Source organism: Klebsiella sp. RHBSTW-00215 (assembly GCF_014103785.1).
Classification (GTDB): domain Bacteria; phylum Pseudomonadota; class Gammaproteobacteria; order Enterobacterales; family Enterobacteriaceae; genus Klebsiella.
Genome location: NZ_JABXQS010000001.1, coordinates 6,073,908 through 6,092,985, shown reverse-complemented (window position 1 = coordinate 6,092,985; position 19,078 = coordinate 6,073,908). Strand labels below are relative to the sequence as shown.

Sequence of the window (19,078 nt, the reverse complement as noted above, 5' to 3'; positions counted from 1 at the left end):
TCGGGTCACATTTATTGATAAACCCTGGCAACCATTTTATTTCTACGCAAACGGTTTCGTCGGGGCGCAGGATTCACTATAATGGCGCCCGTTTCCCCCGGCTCACCCTGAAAGCTTCGAAGACGAGAGACTTATGATGGAAATTTTGCGTGGTTCACCTGCACTGTCGGCATTCCGTATCAATAAACTGCTGGCACGTTTCCAGGCGGCCAACCTTCCGGTAAGCACTATATATGCCGAGTATGTTCATTTTGCCGATCTCAGCGCCCCGCTAAGCGGCGACGATCGTGAGAATCTGGCGAGGTTGCTAAAATATGGCCCGAACTTAAGCAGCCATACCCCAACCGGCAAGCTACTGCTCGTTACCCCCCGTCCTGGCACTATCTCTCCCTGGTCTTCAAAAGCTACCGACATCGCCCGTAACTGCGGTCTGTCTCAGGTTGTGCGCCTGGAGCGCGGCGTTGTGTACTACGTTGAAGCGAGCAGCCTGACTGAAGAGCAGTGGGCGCTGGTGGCGGCTGAACTGCACGATCGAATGATGGAAAGCGTATTTGATGCGCTGGAAGAGGGCGAAAAGCTGTTTGCTCACCATCAGCCGACCCCGGTAACCAGCGTTGACCTGCTGGGACAGGGTCGTCAGGCGCTGATTGACGCTAACCTTCGTCTGGGGCTGGCGCTGGCGGATGACGAAATCGACTATCTGCAGGATGCCTTCCATAAGCTGGGCCGTAACCCGAACGATATCGAACTCTATATGTTCGCGCAGGCCAACTCCGAGCACTGCCGACACAAGATTTTTAACGCCGATTGGGTCATTGATGGCGAGCAGCAGCCGAAGTCGCTGTTCAAGATGATCAAAAACACCTTTGAGAAAACTCCGGACTACGTGCTGTCGGCCTATAAAGATAACGCCGCGGTAATGGAAGGTTCGGCGGTGGGACGTTACTTTGCTGACCACGAAACGGGTCGCTACGACTTCCACCAGGAAGACGCGCATATTTTGATGAAGGTCGAAACCCACAACCACCCGACGGCGATCTCTCCGTGGCCGGGCGCGGCGACCGGTTCCGGCGGTGAAATCCGTGACGAAGGCGCGACCGGTCGTGGCGCTAAGCCGAAAGCGGGGCTGGTGGGTTTCTCCGTCTCCAACCTGCGTATTCCGGGCTTTGAGCAGCCGTGGGAAGAAGATTTCGGCAAGCCGGATCGTATTGTGACCGCGCTGGATATCATGACCGATGGCCCTCTGGGCGGTGCGGCGTTTAACAACGAATTTGGTCGCCCGGCGCTGAACGGTTATTTCCGTACCTATGAAGAGAAAGTGACCAGCCACAACGGCGAAGAGCTGCGCGGTTATCACAAGCCCATCATGCTGGCGGGCGGTATCGGCAACATTCGCGGCGAACACGTGCAGAAGGGCGAGATTGTTGTTGGCGCGAAGCTGATTGTTCTTGGCGGCCCGGCGATGAACATTGGCCTCGGCGGCGGCGCTGCTTCTTCAATGGCGTCGGGACAGTCTGACGCAGACCTGGATTTTGCCTCCGTACAGCGCGACAACCCGGAAATGGAACGTCGCTGCCAGGAAGTTATCGACCGCTGTTGGCAGTTGGGTGATGCCAACCCGATTCTGTTTATCCATGACGTCGGCGCTGGCGGTTTGTCCAATGCCATGCCGGAGCTGGTGAGTGATGGCGGCCGCGGCGGTAAATTCCAGCTGCGCGACATCCTCAGCGACGAGCCGGGCATGAGCCCGTTGGAAATCTGGTGTAACGAATCGCAGGAACGTTACGTCATGGCCGTCGCGCCGGAGCAGTTGCCGCTGTTTGATGAACTATGCCGACGTGAGCGTGCGCCGTACGCGGTTATTGGCGAAGCGACTGAAGCGATGCACCTGAGCCTTGACGATACCCATTTTGACGATCGACCGATCGATCTGCCGCTCGATGTGCTGCTGGGTAAAACGCCGAAAATGACCCGCGATGTGCAGACGCTGAAAGCGCAGGGTCAGAGTCTGGATCGCCAGGGCATAACTATTGCCGACGCGGTGAACCGCGTGCTGCATCTGCCGACCGTGGCGGAGAAAACCTTCCTTGTCACCATTGGTGACCGCACCGTGACCGGCATGGTCGCCCGCGATCAGATGGTCGGCCCGTGGCAGATCTCGGTCGCTAACTGCGCGGTAACCACCGCCAGCCTCGATAGCTATTACGGTGAAGCCATGTCAATTGGCGAACGTGCTCCGGTTGCGCTGCTGGACTTTGCCGCTTCTGCCCGCCTGGCGGTTGGCGAAGCGCTAACGAATATTGCCGCGACGCAGATTGGCGCGCTCAATCGCGTGAAGCTGTCGGCAAACTGGATGGCCGCAGCCGGTCACCCGGGTGAAGACGCTGGTTTATATGAAGCCGTTAAAGCAGTTGGAGAAGAGCTGTGTCCGGCTCTGGGACTGACGATTCCAGTGGGTAAAGACTCTATGTCGATGAAAACCCGCTGGCAGGAAGGCAACGAGCAGCGCGAAATGACCTCCCCGCTGTCGCTGGTGATTTCTGCCTTTGCTCGCGTGGAAGATGTGCGCCGCACCGTGACCCCGCAGCTCGCAACCGTTGATAACGCCCTGCTGCTGATTGATTTGGGCAAAGGCAAAAATGCGCTGGGCGCCACCGCGCTGGCGCAGGTTTACCGTCAGCTGGGCGATGTTACCGCGGACGTGCGCGATGTTGCCCAGTTGAAAGGCTTCTGGGAGTCGATGCAGGCTCTGGTAACTGAAGATAAGCTGCTGGCCTGGCATGACCGTTCCGACGGCGGCCTGCTGGTGACCCTGGCTGAAATGGCCTTTGCTGGTCACTGCGGCGTCAATGTGGATATCGCCGCGCTCGGCAATGACCATCTGGCTGCACTGTTTAACGAAGAGCTGGGGGGCGTGATTCAGGTTCGTGCCGCCGATCGTCAGGCGGTCGAAGCGTTGTTGGCGGCGAATGGCCTGGCAGATTGCGTTCACTACCTCGGACAGGCGACGGCGGGCGACCGCTTTGTTATCGCCGCCGATAGTCATCCGGTATTTAGCGAAAGCCGCACCACGCTGCGTATGTGGTGGGCTGAGACTACCTGGCAAATGCAGCGTCTGCGCGATAACCCGGAGTGTGCCGACCAGGAACATGACGCGAAGGCTAACGACAACGATCCAGGCCTCAACGTGAAGCTTTCCTTCGATATCAACGAAGACATCGCGGCACCTTATATCGCTAGCGGCGCGCGTCCGAAGGTCGCTGTGCTGCGCGAGCAGGGCGTGAACTCCCATGTAGAAATGGCGGCAGCGTTCCATCGTGCGGGCTTTGATGCCATCGACGTGCATATGAGCGACCTGCTGGCGGGCCGTACCGGTCTTGCTGATTTCCAGGCGCTGGTGGCCTGCGGAGGTTTCTCCTACGGTGATGTTTTAGGCGCGGGTGAAGGCTGGGCAAAATCTATTCTGTTCAATGACCGCGTACGCGACGAGTTTGCCACCTTCTTCCATCGCCCGCAGACATTGGCGCTGGGCGTGTGCAACGGCTGTCAGATGATGTCTAACCTGCGTGAGCTCATCCCCGGCAGCGACCTGTGGCCGCGCTTTGTGCGCAACCACTCTGACCGTTTTGAAGCACGTTTCAGCCTGGTTGAAGTGACCCAAAGCCCGTCGCTGCTGTTGCAGGGAATGGTAGGTTCGATGATGCCAATTGCCGTTTCTCACGGTGAAGGGCAGGTAGAAGTGCGTGATGGTGCGCATCTGGCTCAGCTAGAGAGCAAAGGCCTGGTGGCTCTGCGCTTCGTCGATAACTTTGGTAAGGTCACGGAGAACTACCCGGCTAACCCGAACGGTTCGGCGAACGGTATTACCGCGGTGACCAGCGAAAGCGGACGCGCGACTATCATGATGCCGCACCCGGAGCGCGTTTTCCGTACCGTGTCGAACTCCTGGCACCCGGAAAACTGGGGCGAAGACAGTCCGTGGATGCGTATTTTCCGCAATGCGCGTAAACAGCTGGGCTAAGTCTTCTTCGCAAACCTCGTTAAGCCTCCTGTAACCGCAGGGGGCTTTTTTGTTTGTGATGAGCGTGGGAAAAAGGTGTCGGGGATCGCCGACAAACGTGTAATAACCGTGTCGTCAAAAGGTGACACTTAACTCATTGATTTAAAATGGTGTTAATAAATCACTTATTCGGTGTTGCTAATTAGCGACACTTTGCACAAATAGCAACCATCATCATTACAGTGATAAAATAGTAAAAAGACATTATTTTTCATTGTGTTAATAAAATATTTTGTGATGTGGCATAGTTCGTGCATAATTATAGCCAGTGGCTCATTCACCTTCTTATGTCAGCCCCCTCGGGAAGCGCTACATAAACCTCGAATGACGCACAAACAGGTGCCTGCCGTCCAACTCCTGATAACAGCTCTGCTTTATCAGTCATCGGGCGAAACGTCGAGTAAGGCACCGCCTCATTGCTTAATAAAGCCAGGCTCTTGTAGCCTGGCTTTATTATTTCTGGCGTAGATGTTTATTGCGTCCTCAGTTAGCATCGTAGTGAGCTAATGATTGAGACGATATCCTTGAAGCGACTCTCCCTGTTCCCCCGTTCACTGCGCCAACTGGTCACGCTCTCCTTTGTGCTGATCCTGCTCCCGCTATTGGTTCTGGCCTGGCAGGCGTGGCAAAGCCTTAACGCGCTGAGTGCGCAGGCGGCGCATATCAATCGCACCACTCTTATCGACGCCCGGCGCAGCGAGGCGATGATCAATGCTGCGCTGGAGATGGAGCGCAGCTACCGGCAGTATTGCGTGCTGGATGATCCAACCCTGGCGCGGGTCTATCAAAATCAGCGTAAGCGCTACAGTGAAATGCTTGATGCTCACGCGGGTGTCCTGCCGGATGAAAAAATCTGGCAGGCGCTACGTCAGGAGCTCGACGATCTGGCGGAGCTCCAGTGCAAAAATAGCGGTCCGACGGCGAAATCTGCCGCCAGCCTGGAAGCTTTTGCCGCTGCCAACAGCGATATGGTCCAGGCGACCCGAACGGTGGTCTACTCTCGCGGACAGCAGCTACAACAGGAGATTGCCGAACGCGGTCAGTTCTTCGGCTGGCAGGCGCTGGTTCTGTTTCTGCTCAGCCTGGCCCTGGTGCTGCTTTTCACCCGTATGATTATCGGCCCGGTGAAAGGTATTCAGAGAATGATTAATCGGCTGGGTGAAGGAAAATCGCTGGATGATGCCGCGATGTTTACCGGCCCGCGAGAGCTGCGATCCGTCGGCAAACGCATTATTTGGCTGAGCGAACGTCTTGCCTGGCTGGAATCCCAGCGTCATCAATTTTTGCGCCATCTTTCCCATGAGCTGAAAACGCCGCTGGCCAGCATGCGTGAAGGGACGGAGCTGCTCGCTGACCGCGTGGCCGGGCCGCTAACGCCCGAACAGCAGGAGATCGTGGAGATTCTGGATAGTAGCAGCCGCAATCTACAAAAGCTGATTGAACAACTGCTGGATTACAACCGGCAGCAGGCCGATGGCCCGGTTGCACGTGAGACGGTCAATCTCGCTGAGCTGGTGGACAATGTGGTTTCCGCCCATAGCCTGCCGGCAAGAGCTAAAATGATGCAAACCGAATTGACGCTTACCGAGCGCTTCTGCCTGGCGGAGCCCGAACTTCTGGTGAGCGTACTGGATAATCTCTATTCCAATGCGGTGCACTATGGTGCTGAATCCGGTAACATCCGTATTCATAGCTACCGGCACGGCGAGCAGGTGCGCATTGACGTTATCAATAATGGCGAGCCGATCCCGCCTGCGGAAAAACAGATGATTTTCGAGCCTTTTTATCAGGGAAGCCACCAGCGTAAAGGGGCGGTAAAAGGCAGCGGTCTGGGGCTAAGCATCGCTCGTGACTGTGTACGGCAAATGCAGGGCGAGCTGAGCCTGGTGGATGATAAATCCGGGCTTATCTGTTTTCGTATCACGCTGCCCGCCGCTGAGCCTGGAAAAAACAATGCATAAATTAATATTGGGTGAATATGTCCCACTTCTTCGCATTTGTCCGTCCTCTTAGGGGATGGCTGCTGTCAGGTATTTCTTGCCTGGCGCTGGCGGGATGTTCCGCCTCCACATCACCACAGGCCGCGGATGGTAAAACGCTCTCCGCGCTGCCGCAGCATCAGGTCGCCGATTTTCTCTCGGTAGAGTGCGCCGACATCTGGAATCTGAAAAATGAGGCCAGCGATAAAAACCCGCTCTACTGGTTGCGGGGGATCGATTGCGCAGATCGTCTGGCCCCGGCGCAGGCGCGTGCGGAGGCTAAGCTGCATAATGATGACAGCTGGCAGGATGCTTTTAAGCGCGGCATTTTGCTGGCGGATGCCAAAATTACGCCAGATGAACGCCGGGCGCTGGTGAATCGTCTGGATACTTTCAGCCCGCAAATCGCCGCGCAGGTACGCCCGCTTTATCAGCTCTGGCGCGAAGGGCAGGGCCGACAGCTTCAGTTGGTTGATGAGCGTTCGCGCTACGCCAAATTGCAGCAATCCAGCGATGCCGAGCTTGAGGCGCTGCGCCAGCAGGAGCTGGAGTTACGCAGCCAGCTTGAGCTCACCACTCGTAAGCTGGAAAACCTCACCGATATTGAGCGCCAGCTCTCCAGCCGTAAGCCTGGAGGCAATTTCAGTTCTGATGCCGGGCACGGCAGCGAGAAAGTCCCGGAGGTGATTCATGACGATCCGTAAACCCGCCCATCTGCTGCTCGTAGACGACGATCCGGGCTTGTTGAAGCTGCTGGGGATGCGTCTTATCAGCGAAGGGTATCGTGTGGTCACTGCTGAAAGCGGCCCGGAGGCGTTGCGTATTTTGGGCCGCGAGAAAGTGGATCTGGTCGTCAGCGACCTGCGGATGGACGAGATGGACGGCCTACAGCTGTTCAGTGAAATTCAGAAGGTCCAGCCGGGGATGCCGGTGATTATCCTGACCGCGCACGGTTCCATTCCTGATGCCGTCGCAGCGACTCAGCAGGGAGTATTCAGTTTCCTGACCAAGCCGGTGGACAAAGACGCGCTGTATAAAGCTATCGACGATGCGCTGGAGCAGAGCGCGCCGACCACCGACGAGCGCTGGCGTCAGGCGATTGTCACCCGCAGCCCGCTGATGCAGCGCTTGCTTGAGCAGGCCGGGATGGTGGCGCAATCGGACGTGAGCGTGCTGATTAACGGCCAAAGCGGCACCGGCAAAGAGATTGTCGCCCAGGCCATTCATAACGCCAGCCCGCGCCACGATAAACCTTTTATCGCTATTAACTGTGGAGCGCTACCCGAACAACTGCTGGAATCGGAACTATTTGGTCATGCGCGCGGTGCTTTTACCGGCGCGGTCAGCAGCCGTGAAGGATTGTTTCAGGCAGCCGAAGGCGGCACGCTGTTTCTTGATGAGATAGGCGATATGCCGGTGGCGCTACAGGTGAAACTGTTGCGCGTCCTGCAGGAGCGCAAAGTACGCCCGCTGGGCAGCAATCGCGATATTGATATTGACGTGCGGATTATCTCCGCTACCCACCGCGATCTGCCGAAAGCGATGGCCCGCGGTGAGTTTCGTGAAGATCTGTTTTATCGCCTGAACGTGGTGAATCTGAAAATTCCCCCGCTGGCCGATCGCACAGAAGATATCCCGCTACTGGCTAACCATCTGCTGCGCCAGTCCGCCGATCGCCATAAACCGTTTGTTCGCGCTTTCTCCACGGATGCAATGAAGCGGCTGATGGCCGCCAAATGGCCGGGGAACGTACGCCAACTGGTGAACGTGATTGAGCAGTGCGTGGCGCTGACTTCCTCGCCGGTGATCAGCGATGCGCTGGTGGAGCAGGCGCTGGAGGGGGAAAATACCGCTCTGCCGACGTTTGTTGAGGCGCGTAATCAGTTTGAGCTGAATTACCTGCGTAAGCTGCTGCAAATTACCAAGGGTAATGTCACGCATGCGGCGCGGATGGCAGGGCGTAACCGCACGGAGTTTTATAAGCTGCTGTCGCGCCACGAGCTTGAAGCCAACGACTTTAAAGAGTAGCTCCGCAAGATGACGCAAGTTATGATACGGTTAGCAACCGGTTACGCGACTAAGACAGGAACACCATGAAAAAGATTGATGCGATTATTAAACCATTCAAACTGGATGACGTGCGTGAAGCGCTGGCCGAAGTCGGCATCACCGGGATGACGGTAACGGAAGTGAAAGGCTTTGGCCGTCAGAAGGGGCACACCGAGCTGTATCGCGGCGCGGAGTACATGGTGGATTTTCTGCCGAAAGTGAAAATCGAAATTGTCGTTACTGATGACATCGTCGATACCTGCGTCGATACTATTATCCGCACGGCACAGACGGGTAAAATTGGCGATGGCAAAATCTTTGTCTTCGACGTTGCGCGCGTGATTCGTATTCGTACCGGTGAAGAAGACGACGAAGCGATTTAAGTTATCAAACAGCCCCGGTCGTATCATGCGACCGGGGCTGTTTGTCTCTGTCAATGGCGTTCAGTTATGCTTTTGCTTTGATAAACGCAGATCCATAGCTGTCAGCGGCGAGCAGGGCCGCATAAACGCTATCCTCAGTGATTTTAAACGGCATATTGTGAATCGTCTCTCCTTTCACGCAGGCCAGCTCGGCAACTTTACGCATCTTATTTTCGATATCTTCAGTGACGTTCAACTGCCTGAGCGTTACCGGCAGACCGACATCAATGCACAGCTGTAGAACGGTATTGAGTTCTTCAGTCGGCGCATTTTCCAGGATCAGCTGGGTTAACGTGCCGAACGCCACTTTTTCACCGTGATACATCGCATGCGTTTCTTCTAATACGGTAAAACCATTGTGGATAGCGTGGGCCGCCGCCAGGCCACCGCTCTCAAAACCTACGCCGCTTAAATAAGTATTCGCTTCGACAATGTGCTCTACGGCTTCGGTTACCACGTTGCGCTCGACGGCGAGCAAGGCTTTTTTGGCATCAGCAAGCAGCGTCTCATAACACTGTCTGGCAATACCCGTTGCGGCGACGGTAGGGTGTCCGCCAGCCATCGTTGTGGCCGAGCTTTGCAAACAGGCGCGGGCTTCGAACCAGGTCGCCAGCGCATCCCCGATACCTGCTGCCAGTAGCCGTGCAGGCGCATTAGCGACTACCTGCGTATCCACCAGTACTAGCGTCGGGTTGAAAGGCAGGTCGAGGTAAGCGTCGAATTCACCATCATCGGTATAGAGCACGGACCAGGAACTGCACGGCGCATCGGTAGAAGCAATCGTCGGGATAATGACCAGCGGCAAATTCAGGTAGTACGCTACTGCTTTTGCCGCATCGATCGTTTTCCCACCGCCAATACCGATAATTGCCGTGCACTGATTTTCTTCGGCTTCAGCCTGAATAGCAGTGATGGCGCTGCGCGAACACTCACCGTTAAACGTCGAAAATTGGCAGGCGATATTTTCACCTTTAAAACTTGTGCTGAGCCGGTCTTGCGTTAATCCCAATACGAAAGCATCGCCAAGAACTAAAAATTTGGCGTTAAGGTGTTTTACATAAGTTGCAACCGAACTTAAAAGCCCGGCCCCCTGAATATATTTACCCGGCGACTGAATAATTTTTGCGCTCATTATCTTCTCCTTGATTGAAAACGCTGACTATTTAATGGCAAGGCTTCCGTAAGCGGATTGCCAGTCATGCTGAAACTGGGCGACGGCAGCATCGACAGCCGGGTTTTGCAGGAGATTTTTTGCAAGGTCAGTGGGCAGTGTTATGCACTCGCAGCCTGCCAGCAGGCAATCGAGGAACTGTTGGTTGTTTTTGTAGCTGGCGCCAAATACTTTGCAGTGCGGGGCATGTAAGGCAAGTGCCTTAACCAGGGCGCTGACAATTTCAATACCGTTGCCAGATAGCGCTTCAATGCGGTTGAAATAGGGTGCGACATATTCTGCACCAGCCAGCGCGGCTAACAATCCCTGGGTGGTGGTATAGACGGCGGTTCCCAGCGTTCTGACCTGATGGGCTTTCAGTTTTTTTATCGCTTTCAAACCTTCAGATGTGACGGGAATTTTGATGACAATATTCTCATCCATTGCGCTCAGGCGGCGAGCTTCTTCCACCATACCTGCGCAATCGGAGGCAATAACCTGGGCGAATATCATTCTGTCTTTACCCAATACGGCGCGAATTTGCGGAATAAGCACCGATAGTGCAATACCTGATTTCGCCGTAATGCTGGGATTCATGGTTACGCCAGCCAGCGGTAAATTCTCCTCAAGCAGCTTTATTTCATTAAGATCGGCAGTATCAATATAGATTTTCATAGAGTTATTCCTGATTAATTAAAAAAAATTTTATTTTACTAATTAGTGAGTGGTCGCGATTTCAACATGTTGTCCACGATATAACCTGGTCCAGGTTAAGGCATAAAATAAAATGAACACAAAGCAGATTAGCGGCATAATAAATCCGGTAGCCATATCGTAATGGTCGGCAATAGCCCCCATGATCATCGGCATAACGGCACCACCCACGATAGACATAACAATAATTGAAGAGGCTTTTTTAGTTTGTCCGCCAAGGCCCGCAATACCGAGTGAGAAAATAGCCGGGAACATGATCGACATAAAATAAAAACTAAGTACTAAAGAAATGGTCGCCAGATAACCATCTGAGTAAATGATAATGACCATCAGCACGGCGTTGATTAGGGCAAACGTTGAAAGAACAACCTGAGTTTTAATTTTACTCAGCAGCATTCCTCCGGTCAGGCGACCAATCATAAAGAGCCCGAATCCACCGAAGGCCAGGATCTGCGACGCGCCGCGTTCGGTAATTTGGTAGAAACTTCCCGCGTTCCAGGTCCATGTCGAAGGCAGCATGCTGGCGAGACTCAGCGTCATGGCCGGTGAGTGTTCGACAACGTAGTTGATAAAGAAACTGAAGATGCCCGTCTGCCCGGCGACATATAAGAACTGGGCAATGACGGCGAAAATAAAATGCGGTAGCTGCCAAAAGGGTTTCTCGCTCGCGTTGATTCGCTCATCTGCTTCAGGTACAACTTCGGGGATTTTGGTTCTGAAGAAGACCAATAGAATCAGGGTCACCGCGAGGAAAATCCCCAGATAGGGTATGAATAACCCGTCGTTAGTCTTAGAAACTTCCCCGGTCGCGGAAAGGACAAAATGGCCGCCAATCAGTGGGCCAAAGATTAGGCCCAGACCCGCGATGGATTGCGATATGTTCAGCCTTGCCGCTCCGCCGTCTTTATTCCCGAGGACAATGACGTAAGGGTTGGCAATGGTTTCGATAAAGGTCAGCCCAGCCGCGAGGATGAAAATACCGGTAAGAAAGAACATATACTCACCATGCACCGTCGCCAGCATAAACGTACTGGTACCGCACATAATCAGCACGAGTCCGATAACAATGCCGGATTTATAGCCATAGCGCTGTGCCAGGATCCCCGCCGGAATAGCGACGAAGAAATAGCTAATATAGTTCGCGAACTGAATAAGCGCAGACTTCGCTTTGGTGATCTCTAGCGTGTTTTGAAAGTGTTTATTAAGGATATCGATCATGCCGGTGCTGAATCCAAGAACAAGAAACAGCATAGAGATGATGCAAAATATCTTGAATTGGTTATTACCATCTGGAGAAACGAACAATCCTGTTTTTTTCATCACAGCACCGCCTGGTCGTTAAAAAGTTTTTCTATAATGTCGTTATCATATTCCGGCTGAGCGCCTTCTTTAGTGGCAACCCATGATCCCAATGCTGATGCCTTATATAGCGCCGCGATGGGTTCAAATTGCGGATTAATTAAGGCATTGATCATCGCTGCGAAGAATGCGTCACCGGCACCGATAGTGTTTTTAACGTTTACCCGGATAGCTTGTCCTGAGTAAATATGTCCTTCCCGGTAGAGAACCGGGTGTTTATCCCCTCGGGTGATACAGATAATATTGTCGCCAATAATGTCCACCAGCGCGTATATCTGCTCTTCGATTTTTTCAGCCACAATATTGAAATGACGGGCAATCTTGTCCAGTTCACTTTCGTTTAACTTAATGAAATCCGCTCGCTGTAAAAACTCACCAACAATCTGAATATCATTTTGTCCTTCGCGTAAGTTAACGTCAAAACACTTTAGCCCCTGATATATTTGCAGAAAATCAGCAAAGGATTTCTGGTTGAACGTGCTACGCAAAGCGACAGACCCGTAAACAAAGGCGCTGCTGGCGAGGTTTTCCGCATTGTGGCTGATGCTAATGTAGTCCCAGGCGGCGGGAGTATGAATGTCATAGGAGGCATCGCCTGCTGCATCAATTTTGACATCCACAATCCCCGTTCCCACATCCTTAAGGACCTTGATTTCGCTGACATCGCAGCGCCAGTCATTTTTAATGATGCTGAGCGACTGGTTGCCGAGCTTGTCGCTACCCACGCTGGATACCGGGACCGTTCTGCAGCCTAATTTTTGCAGATGATAAGCCACGTTAAGGGTTGCTCCACCCTGTTGAGGAGGGTGGCCTTCAACGCAGTCCCAGAGGATTTCACAGGCTAACAGGCATGAAGGTTTAACATGGAGCATTGGTGTACTCCCCCTTTTTCACCTCGGGCACAATCACCGTATCAATATCCAGCACTTCGATATCGTCAGGCGTGTGGCGGCCTGACAACAGCATATAAGTAGCGTTTTCTCCATGTAGAGGATACGGGGCAAAGTGCCAGGCGTTGCGGCGCATGATAATGCCGTAAGAGCCATCAAGATGGATGGCGACCAGTTTGTTGATATCAAATTCACCCACTGGCCCGAGGACGATTACGCTCTCGCCGGTCAAGGGGATAACGGCCTCTTCGGTCTGCATATGGCGTTCAATTTTGGCAAGCGTGAAGGGGTGCGGTTTCGCTTTCAGGAAGCTGGCGACCGGTATTTCGGTGAAGTCATTGGCATCGCAGACATCGTGAAAGTAAGTGATATCGGTACGGTCAACAGAGGGGGTTCTATTTGCCGGTAAACCGATGAGTTTGGCGTAAGGGGCCAGGTTTTCTGCTGTGGCTTCGATCAATGGGATGGTTAGCATTTTCAATACTCCTGATTAATGAAAACGTTGTCTTTTAATGTTTTTAAATTGTCACTTCTACTGTGCTATCTGATTGTTTTTACGTGATTTATTCTTTGTTTTTGGCTTTTGTTTTAAAATGACAACGTTGTCATTTGTGGGCATTCTAGCCTGGCGAGAGAAGATCAAAAAGAGAGAACGATCACAGATTGCGATCGTCATCCAGGTGAGAGCTTTCTCCGTTCAGGGCGACAGGAATTGCCAGAAAACAGGTATGTGAAGTAACCTGTTGAATAGCTAAAGGGTTTAATTGGATGTCAGGACTCAAGGGGCGTGCCAGAATACGTGAATGGCCTGGCTTAGGCTCCAGGGTCAATGGGTGAAAAGAACGACGGATCGTCTTAAGAGAGAAATATGGCAAGCATTGCAGATATCGCTAAAAAACTTAATTTATCTAACTCTACTGTTTCAAGAGCATTGCGCGATTCGGGGCTGGTGACCAAAGAGACCCGAGAAAAAGTGTTACTCGCCGCGCAGGAAGTAGGGTATGAGGTTAACGTTATAGCCAGAAAACTGCGCAGCGGTGAGTCGAAAACGATTGGCGTGATCGTTTCCGATATCACTAACTTATTTCACGGTGAAATCATCACTGCTATCCAGAAAGTGGCAATTGATAATGGCTATACCGTGATTTTTGGCACTTCCTCAGAAGATGAAAATACCGAGCGGGAACTTATCGATTTGCTAAAAAGCAATATGCTTCAGGGGCTTATCATTGTCCCGACGCATCAATCGATAAATAACATCAGACCCCTGGCGCATCTGCCGATCGTTGAAGTTGACCGCCTGTCCGGCCTCGATTCAAGCGACCAGGTGTTGATTAGCAACCATGAAAGCATGAAGCTCGCAACCAACTATCTCATCAGCCAGGGACACAGAAACATACTCTACTGCACCGGTGATTTAGCGATTACTACATTTGATGAGCGCTTGAGTGGGTTTAAAAGCGCAATAGCTGAAGCCGATTCAAATATTACCCACGACGTTTTGTTGGTTAAAGACACGGATAAGTTACAGTCCAGAACCAGCAGTGAGGTTATCAATTTTCTGACGGGTAAAAACAGACCTTCCGCCATTATTGCGGCTAACGATTTTATTGGTGAAGGGGTTATTTCTGCTATTTATAAATGCGGTCTGGCGGTTCCGGAAGATATCTCTTTTCTGATGTTTGATGACCCCAGGTGGGCAAGCTTTTTCCCGACACCATTGACGGTCATTAAGCAGCCTGCATATCAACTGGGTCTGACCGCAGCCAAATTGTTGATTTCTAAAATTGAAAACAAAGAAAAGAGAACCAAGAGCGTTAAGCGCCTGACCGCAGACCTGATCGTCAGACAGTCGGTAGCGAAAGTAGGGTAGCGACGTTGACAGGCCGGTTTCCCGGCCCGTCATCTAAAGTGGCTTACAGCACCTTATGCGGGCCGAAGCACTCGTAATGAATGTTCTCGCTGTTTACGCCCAGCTCAACCAACTGCTTCGCGGCAAACTGCATAAACGCCACCGGGCCGCACAGATAAAACTGCATCTGCGGGTCGCTGAGCTTGTCGGCCAGTACCGATAAATCCATCAAACCTTCGCTATTAAACTGTGCCGCCTGGCGGTCTGCTTCGTTCGGGCTGCGGTACCAGATGTGAGAAGCAAATTTCGGCAGGCTTACCCCCAGCGCATTTACCTCGTCTGCAAAGGCGTGAACGTCACCGTTTTCTGCCGCATGGAACCAGTTAACCTGGGCCGGATGCTGCGCTTTCGCCAGAACATCCAGCATCGCCAGCATCGGCGTTTGGCCGACGCCGCCGGAGATCAGCGTGACTGGCGTTTGCGGGGCGACGTTGAGGAAGAAATCACCTGCTGGTGCCGCCAGATAAATCACATCCCCTTCTTTGGCTGAGTTATGCAGCCAGCTCGACACCTGACCGCCATCTTCACGTTTCACCGCAATGCGGTAACCCTTGCCATCAGGCTTGCGGGTCAGGGAGTACTGACGGATTTCCTGATGCGGAAAACCTTCCGGCTTCAGCCAGACCGCCAGATATTGGCCTGGCTGATATTCAGCTACGGCACTGCCGTCGACAGGTTCAAATTCAAAGCTGGTGATGAGTGCGCTGCGCGGGGTTTTCTTCACGATGCGGAACGCGCGAGTCCCTTCCCAGCCGCCGGTTTTGCTGGCGCTTTCGCTGTAGATTTCCGCTTCACGATTGATAAAGACGTTGGCCAACACGCCGTAAGCTTTGCCCCAGGCGTCCAGCACTTCCTGGCCTGGATTGAACATTTCGTCCAGGGTGGCCAGCAGATGGGTACCGACAATGTTGTACTGCTCTGGTTGGATCTGGAAGCTGGTATGCTTCTGAGCAATTTTCTCGACCGCCGGCAGCAGGGCGGGCAGGTTCTCAAGATTACTGGCATAGGCGGCAATCGCGTTAAACAGTGCTTCACGCTGATCGCCATTGCGCTGGTTACTCATGTTAAAAATTTCTTTGAGTTCAGGGTTATGCGTAAACATGCGATCGTAAAAATGGGCGGTCAGCTTTGGACCGGTTTCAACCAGCAGGGGAATGGTGGCTTTCACCGTTGCGATGGTTTGGGCGTCGAGCATAGCAGCTTCCTTATATAGTCATTTTAATGATGTATTTTATATGCATCTTATAAAAATAACCCTGCTTTGTAAATGGTTCTTTAACACTTTGCCGTAAGGTGGTTACAACATGAATTATTTGCATCACAAACCTGAAAAGAAATCCGTTGATAATCTCAAGAGCGTTATTGCTCAAAGCCTTGTGCAATGCGGAGCCAATCGTTTGCGTAAAATCATTTGTCAAGACCTGTTATCACAGAATGATTCAGTTATACTGTGGGCCGTTGTCCGATTGGACCGCCTTTTTAGGCCGAAATTTTATCGTTAGCTGAGTCAGGAGATGCGGATGTTAAAGCGTGAAATGAACATTGCCGATTATGATGCCGAACTGTGGCAGGCTATGGAGCAGGAAAAAGTACGTCAGGAAGAGCACATCGAACTGATCGCCTCCGAGAACTACACCAGCCCGCGTGTTATGCAGGCACAGGGTTCTCAGCTGACCAACAAATACGCTGAAGGATATCCGGGCAAGCGCTACTACGGCGGCTGCGAATACGTTGATATCGTTGAACAACTGGCTATCGACCGCGCAAAAGAGCTGTTCGGCGCCGACTACGCTAACGTTCAGCCGCATTCCGGTTCCCAGGCTAACTTCGCGGTCTACACCGCGCTGCTGCAACCGGGCGATACCGTTCTGGGTATGAACCTGGCGCAGGGTGGTCACCTGACTCACGGCTCCCCGGTTAACTTCTCCGGTAAACTGTACAACATCATCCCTTACGGCATCGATGAGTCCGGTAAAATTGACTATGAGGACATGGCGAAGCAGGCGCAGACCCACAAACCGAAGATGATTATCGGCGGCTTCTCCGCATACTCTGGTGTGGTTGACTGGGCAAAAATGCGTGAAATCGCAGACAGCATTGGCGCATACCTGTTCGTTGATATGGCCCACGTTGCCGGTCTTATTGCTGCTGACGTTTACCCGAACCCGGTTCCGCACGCTCACGTTGTCACCACAACTACCCACAAAACCCTGGCGGGTCCGCGCGGCGGCCTGATCCTGGCGAAAGGCGGTAGCGAAGAGCTGTACAAAAAACTGAACTCAGCCGTATTCCCAAGCGCTCAGGGTGGCCCGCTGATGCACGTCATCGCGGCGAAAGCCGTGGCGCTGAAAGAAGCGATGGAGCCAGAGTTCAAAGTCTACCAGCAGCAGGTTGCGAAAAACGCCAAAGCGATGGTGGAAGTGTTCCTGAACCGTGGCTACAAAGTGGTTTCAGGCGGCACTGAAAACCACCTGTTCCTGCTGGATCTGGTCGACAAAAACCTGACCGGTAAAGAAGCTGACGCGGCGCTGGGTCGTGCCAACATCACCGTCAACAAAAACAGCGTACCGAACGATCCGAAGAGCCCGTTCGTGACGTCCGGTATCCGTATCGGTTCTCCGGCGGTCACTCGTCGCGGCTTTAAAGAAGCGGAAGTGAAAGAACTGGCTGGCTGGATGTGCGACGTGCTGGACAACATCAATGACGAAGCGGTCATTGAGCGCGTGAAGGGTAAAGTGCTGGATATCTGCGCACGCTTCCCGGTTTACGCATAACGCTGAGTTGTTTAAAGCGAAAAAAGGCCGCGATTGCGGCCTTTTTTGCGTCTGGGGGATTAACGCCGGTCGAGTGAAATAGCGCCAGGCCCGGTTATCGCCAGTAGAAGGAAGGCTCCGGCAATACTGACGTTTTTCCAGAAGTTAATCATATTCGGCAGGACCGCATCGCCGGACATATCCCAATAATGATGGCCAATAACCGCCGTGCCCAGGGTATAAAAAATAAACAGCACCGCCAGCGGTCGGGTGAAAAAGCCCAGCACAATCAAAATGGCCGCCGGGACTTCCATAATGATGGCAATAATCGCCGCCAGCGTCGGCATTGGCGCGCCGGATGAAGCCATATATTGCACCGTACCGCTAAAGCCCAGCAGTTTTGGGTAGCCAAAAAGAATAAACAGAACCACCACCGCGATACGGGCAATCAACAGCAGCAGGGAGCGGGAAGAGCCAAAATCAAAATAGCGTAGTGTGTTCATAATCAGCTCGTTATGAGAGATGTGTGATTTAAACGTAATACACAATTTTGCGCTCCGCCACGCGCCGCTCGCGATTAACGCAGCGTTTGTAACTGCTCCTCAACGTACAGATAACCGATCCCCATTAGCTGCTGTGCGCGGGTCAGCTTGCCAAAGCCGATTTGAGTAGCGCGGGTTCGCGGGGCATCACGGTGATCAAACGGATTGAAACCAGTTTGTTTGATGATGGTATTTAGCCATTCCTCGCCAAAGCCGCAGCTGCGACCGTACAATAAGATATTGTTTATATTTAATATATTGAGGAAGTTGTAGAGGCTAAGCCCGATGGCATTTGCCGAGTCCTCAACCCATGTATGCAGCCGGGAATCACCCTGCTGCCATTTTTCAATTAAGGCATCGATGGTGAGCGCTTCCGGATTATCCGCGAGGTCGGGCTGTGTTTTAAGCCACATCCTTGCCTGTTTTTTTAAGGCGCTGAGGGAGGCCACGGTCTCCAGGCAGCCGTATCGCCCGCAGTCGCAGGCCACACCATCAGGATTGATAATCGTGTGGCCGATTTGTCCACTGCCGTAAAGGCTACCGCGCCAGACCTGGTCGTTGATAACGAATGAGGAGCCAATACCGTAATCAACGTTGATCACGCAAAAATCCCGGTACTGCCCGTCGTTTTGCCATTTTTCCGCCAGCGCCAGCATCACGCAGTCGTTATCGACCATGACGCGCACATTGAGCTTTTCCTCCAGCAGATATTTCATCTCCACGGGCTGCTTCCAGGGAGCCTGCGGCATGGTTTGTGAGACTCCCGTTCCCGCATCAACCTGTCCATGAACCGCCAGCGCCAGATTGATTTTGCGATTTGGCCAATGCTTACGGAACTGATGCCAGCATTTCTCAATGGCAGCCAACAATGCCTGAGGGGTAGGGGCATCAATGGCATGGTATTCCACATCACCTTTCGCGCTCAGGCAGGCGTTACCAAGCTGACACTCGATGCTGGTTGGCGTGATGTTCATGCACAAGGTCCAGTCGCCATCGGGTGCGATAAGCCAGGCTCCGCTGCTATGCCCGCGCGACAGACGATCGTCCTGTACGTTAACGACGCGTCCTTCCTCCTCCAGCTCCTGGAGAATATTACTGACCGCAGGGATAGAGATTTGCGCCAGCCGTGCGAGTGTCGATTTACTAGCCCGTTTCTTGCGATACAGGTATTCCAGTAGTACGCCTTTGTTGTAATGACGAATCTGCTGATTGTTAATACAGGCTTTCATAAACTAAACCTTGTTAACT

General features: G+C 52.9%; 15 protein-coding genes. 7 read left to right on the top strand and 8 right to left on the bottom strand.

The annotated features are described in order from the left end of the window. Window positions 1–133: 133 nt before the first annotated feature. The 5 genes from purL to glnB all read left to right on the top strand — a co-directional run bounded on the left by purL (window position 134) and on the right by glnB (window position 8,471). A complete protein-coding gene (purL, locus tag HV127_RS28965) occupies window positions 134–4,021 on the top strand; it encodes a phosphoribosylformylglycinamidine synthase (RefSeq protein ID WP_182240441.1) in 3,888 nt (1,295 codons plus the stop codon). Window positions 4,022–4,584: 563 nt separating this feature from the next. Continuing rightward, window positions 4,585–6,021, top strand: a complete 1,437-nt coding sequence (locus tag HV127_RS28960; RefSeq protein WP_182240439.1) for a HAMP domain-containing sensor histidine kinase — start codon at window positions 4,585–4,587, stop codon at window positions 6,019–6,021. 17 nt (window positions 6,022–6,038) lie between these two features. Further along, entirely contained in the window at window positions 6,039–6,743 is a 705-nt protein-coding gene (gene qseG / locus HV127_RS28955; RefSeq protein ID WP_182207569.1) for a two-component system QseEF-associated lipoprotein QseG, read from the top strand. Further along, a complete protein-coding gene (glrR, locus tag HV127_RS28950) occupies window positions 6,730–8,067 on the top strand; it encodes a two-component system response regulator GlrR (protein ID WP_181485307.1) in 1,338 nt (445 codons plus the stop codon). Before qseG ends, glrR begins: the two co-directional genes overlap by 14 nt. 65 nt (window positions 8,068–8,132) lie before the next feature. Next, entirely contained in the window at window positions 8,133–8,471 is a 339-nt protein-coding gene (gene glnB, locus HV127_RS28945) for a nitrogen regulatory protein P-II (RefSeq protein WP_041146740.1), read from the top strand. 64 nt (window positions 8,472–8,535) lie between these two features. On the opposite strand, the gene HV127_RS28940 is transcribed toward glnB, so the two are convergent. Genes HV127_RS28940 through HV127_RS28920 form a run of 5 tightly spaced genes read right to left on the bottom strand, consistent with a single transcriptional unit; the run spans window position 8,536 to window position 13,098 of the window. Continuing rightward, complete coding sequence (locus tag HV127_RS28940) at window positions 8,536–9,642, bottom strand: glycerol dehydrogenase (RefSeq protein WP_182240437.1); 1,107 nt, start codon at window positions 9,640–9,642, stop codon at window positions 8,536–8,538. Window positions 9,643–9,669: 27 nt separating this feature from the next. Then, window positions 9,670–10,335: a transaldolase family protein gene (locus tag HV127_RS28935; RefSeq protein ID WP_181485309.1), complete on the bottom strand. Its 666-nt coding sequence runs from the start codon at window positions 10,333–10,335 to the stop codon at window positions 9,670–9,672. A gap of 42 nt (window positions 10,336–10,377) precedes the next feature. Further along, entirely contained in the window at window positions 10,378–11,694 is a 1,317-nt protein-coding gene (locus HV127_RS28930) for an MFS transporter (protein WP_182240885.1), read from the bottom strand. Beyond that, a complete protein-coding gene (locus HV127_RS28925) occupies window positions 11,694–12,605 on the bottom strand; it encodes a PfkB family carbohydrate kinase (protein WP_182240435.1) in 912 nt (303 codons plus the stop codon). The genes HV127_RS28930 and HV127_RS28925 overlap by 1 nt, the downstream gene beginning before the upstream one ends. Further along, entirely contained in the window at window positions 12,592–13,098 is a 507-nt protein-coding gene (locus tag HV127_RS28920; RefSeq protein ID WP_182240433.1) for an ureidoglycolate lyase, read from the bottom strand. Before HV127_RS28920 ends, HV127_RS28925 begins: the two co-directional genes overlap by 14 nt. A 393-nt stretch (window positions 13,099–13,491) precedes the next feature. On the opposite strand from HV127_RS28920, the gene HV127_RS28915 reads away from it, so the two are divergent. Next, window positions 13,492–14,496, top strand: coding sequence for a LacI family DNA-binding transcriptional regulator (locus HV127_RS28915; protein WP_181485312.1), 1,005 nt, complete (start codon window positions 13,492–13,494; stop codon window positions 14,494–14,496). A gap of 43 nt (window positions 14,497–14,539) precedes the next feature. Here the strand turns inward: HV127_RS28915 and hmpA are convergent, their stop codons facing one another. Next, window positions 14,540–15,730 (bottom strand): NO-inducible flavohemoprotein, encoded by a 1,191-nt coding sequence (hmpA, locus tag HV127_RS28910; protein ID WP_182240431.1) that lies wholly within the window; start codon window positions 15,728–15,730, stop codon window positions 14,540–14,542. 325 nt (window positions 15,731–16,055) lie between these two features. Here hmpA and glyA point away from each other — a divergent pair, with 325 nt between their 5' ends. After that, a complete protein-coding gene (gene glyA / locus HV127_RS28905) occupies window positions 16,056–17,309 on the top strand; it encodes a serine hydroxymethyltransferase (protein ID WP_112215441.1) in 1,254 nt (417 codons plus the stop codon). 59 nt (window positions 17,310–17,368) lie between these two features. Here glyA and HV127_RS28900 read toward each other — a convergent pair whose 3' ends face one another. Together HV127_RS28900 and HV127_RS28895 are read right to left on the bottom strand one after the other, a co-directional pair. Next, complete coding sequence (locus tag HV127_RS28900) at window positions 17,369–17,791, bottom strand: DoxX family protein (RefSeq protein ID WP_112215502.1); 423 nt, start codon at window positions 17,789–17,791, stop codon at window positions 17,369–17,371. 74 nt (window positions 17,792–17,865) lie between these two features. Then, the gene (locus HV127_RS28895; RefSeq protein ID WP_181485314.1) at window positions 17,866–19,059 is read right to left on the bottom strand and encodes an ROK family transcriptional regulator; all 1,194 of its coding nucleotides are present in this window, start codon (window positions 19,057–19,059) and stop codon (window positions 17,866–17,868) included. Between the last annotated feature and the right edge of the window lie 19 nt (window positions 19,060–19,078).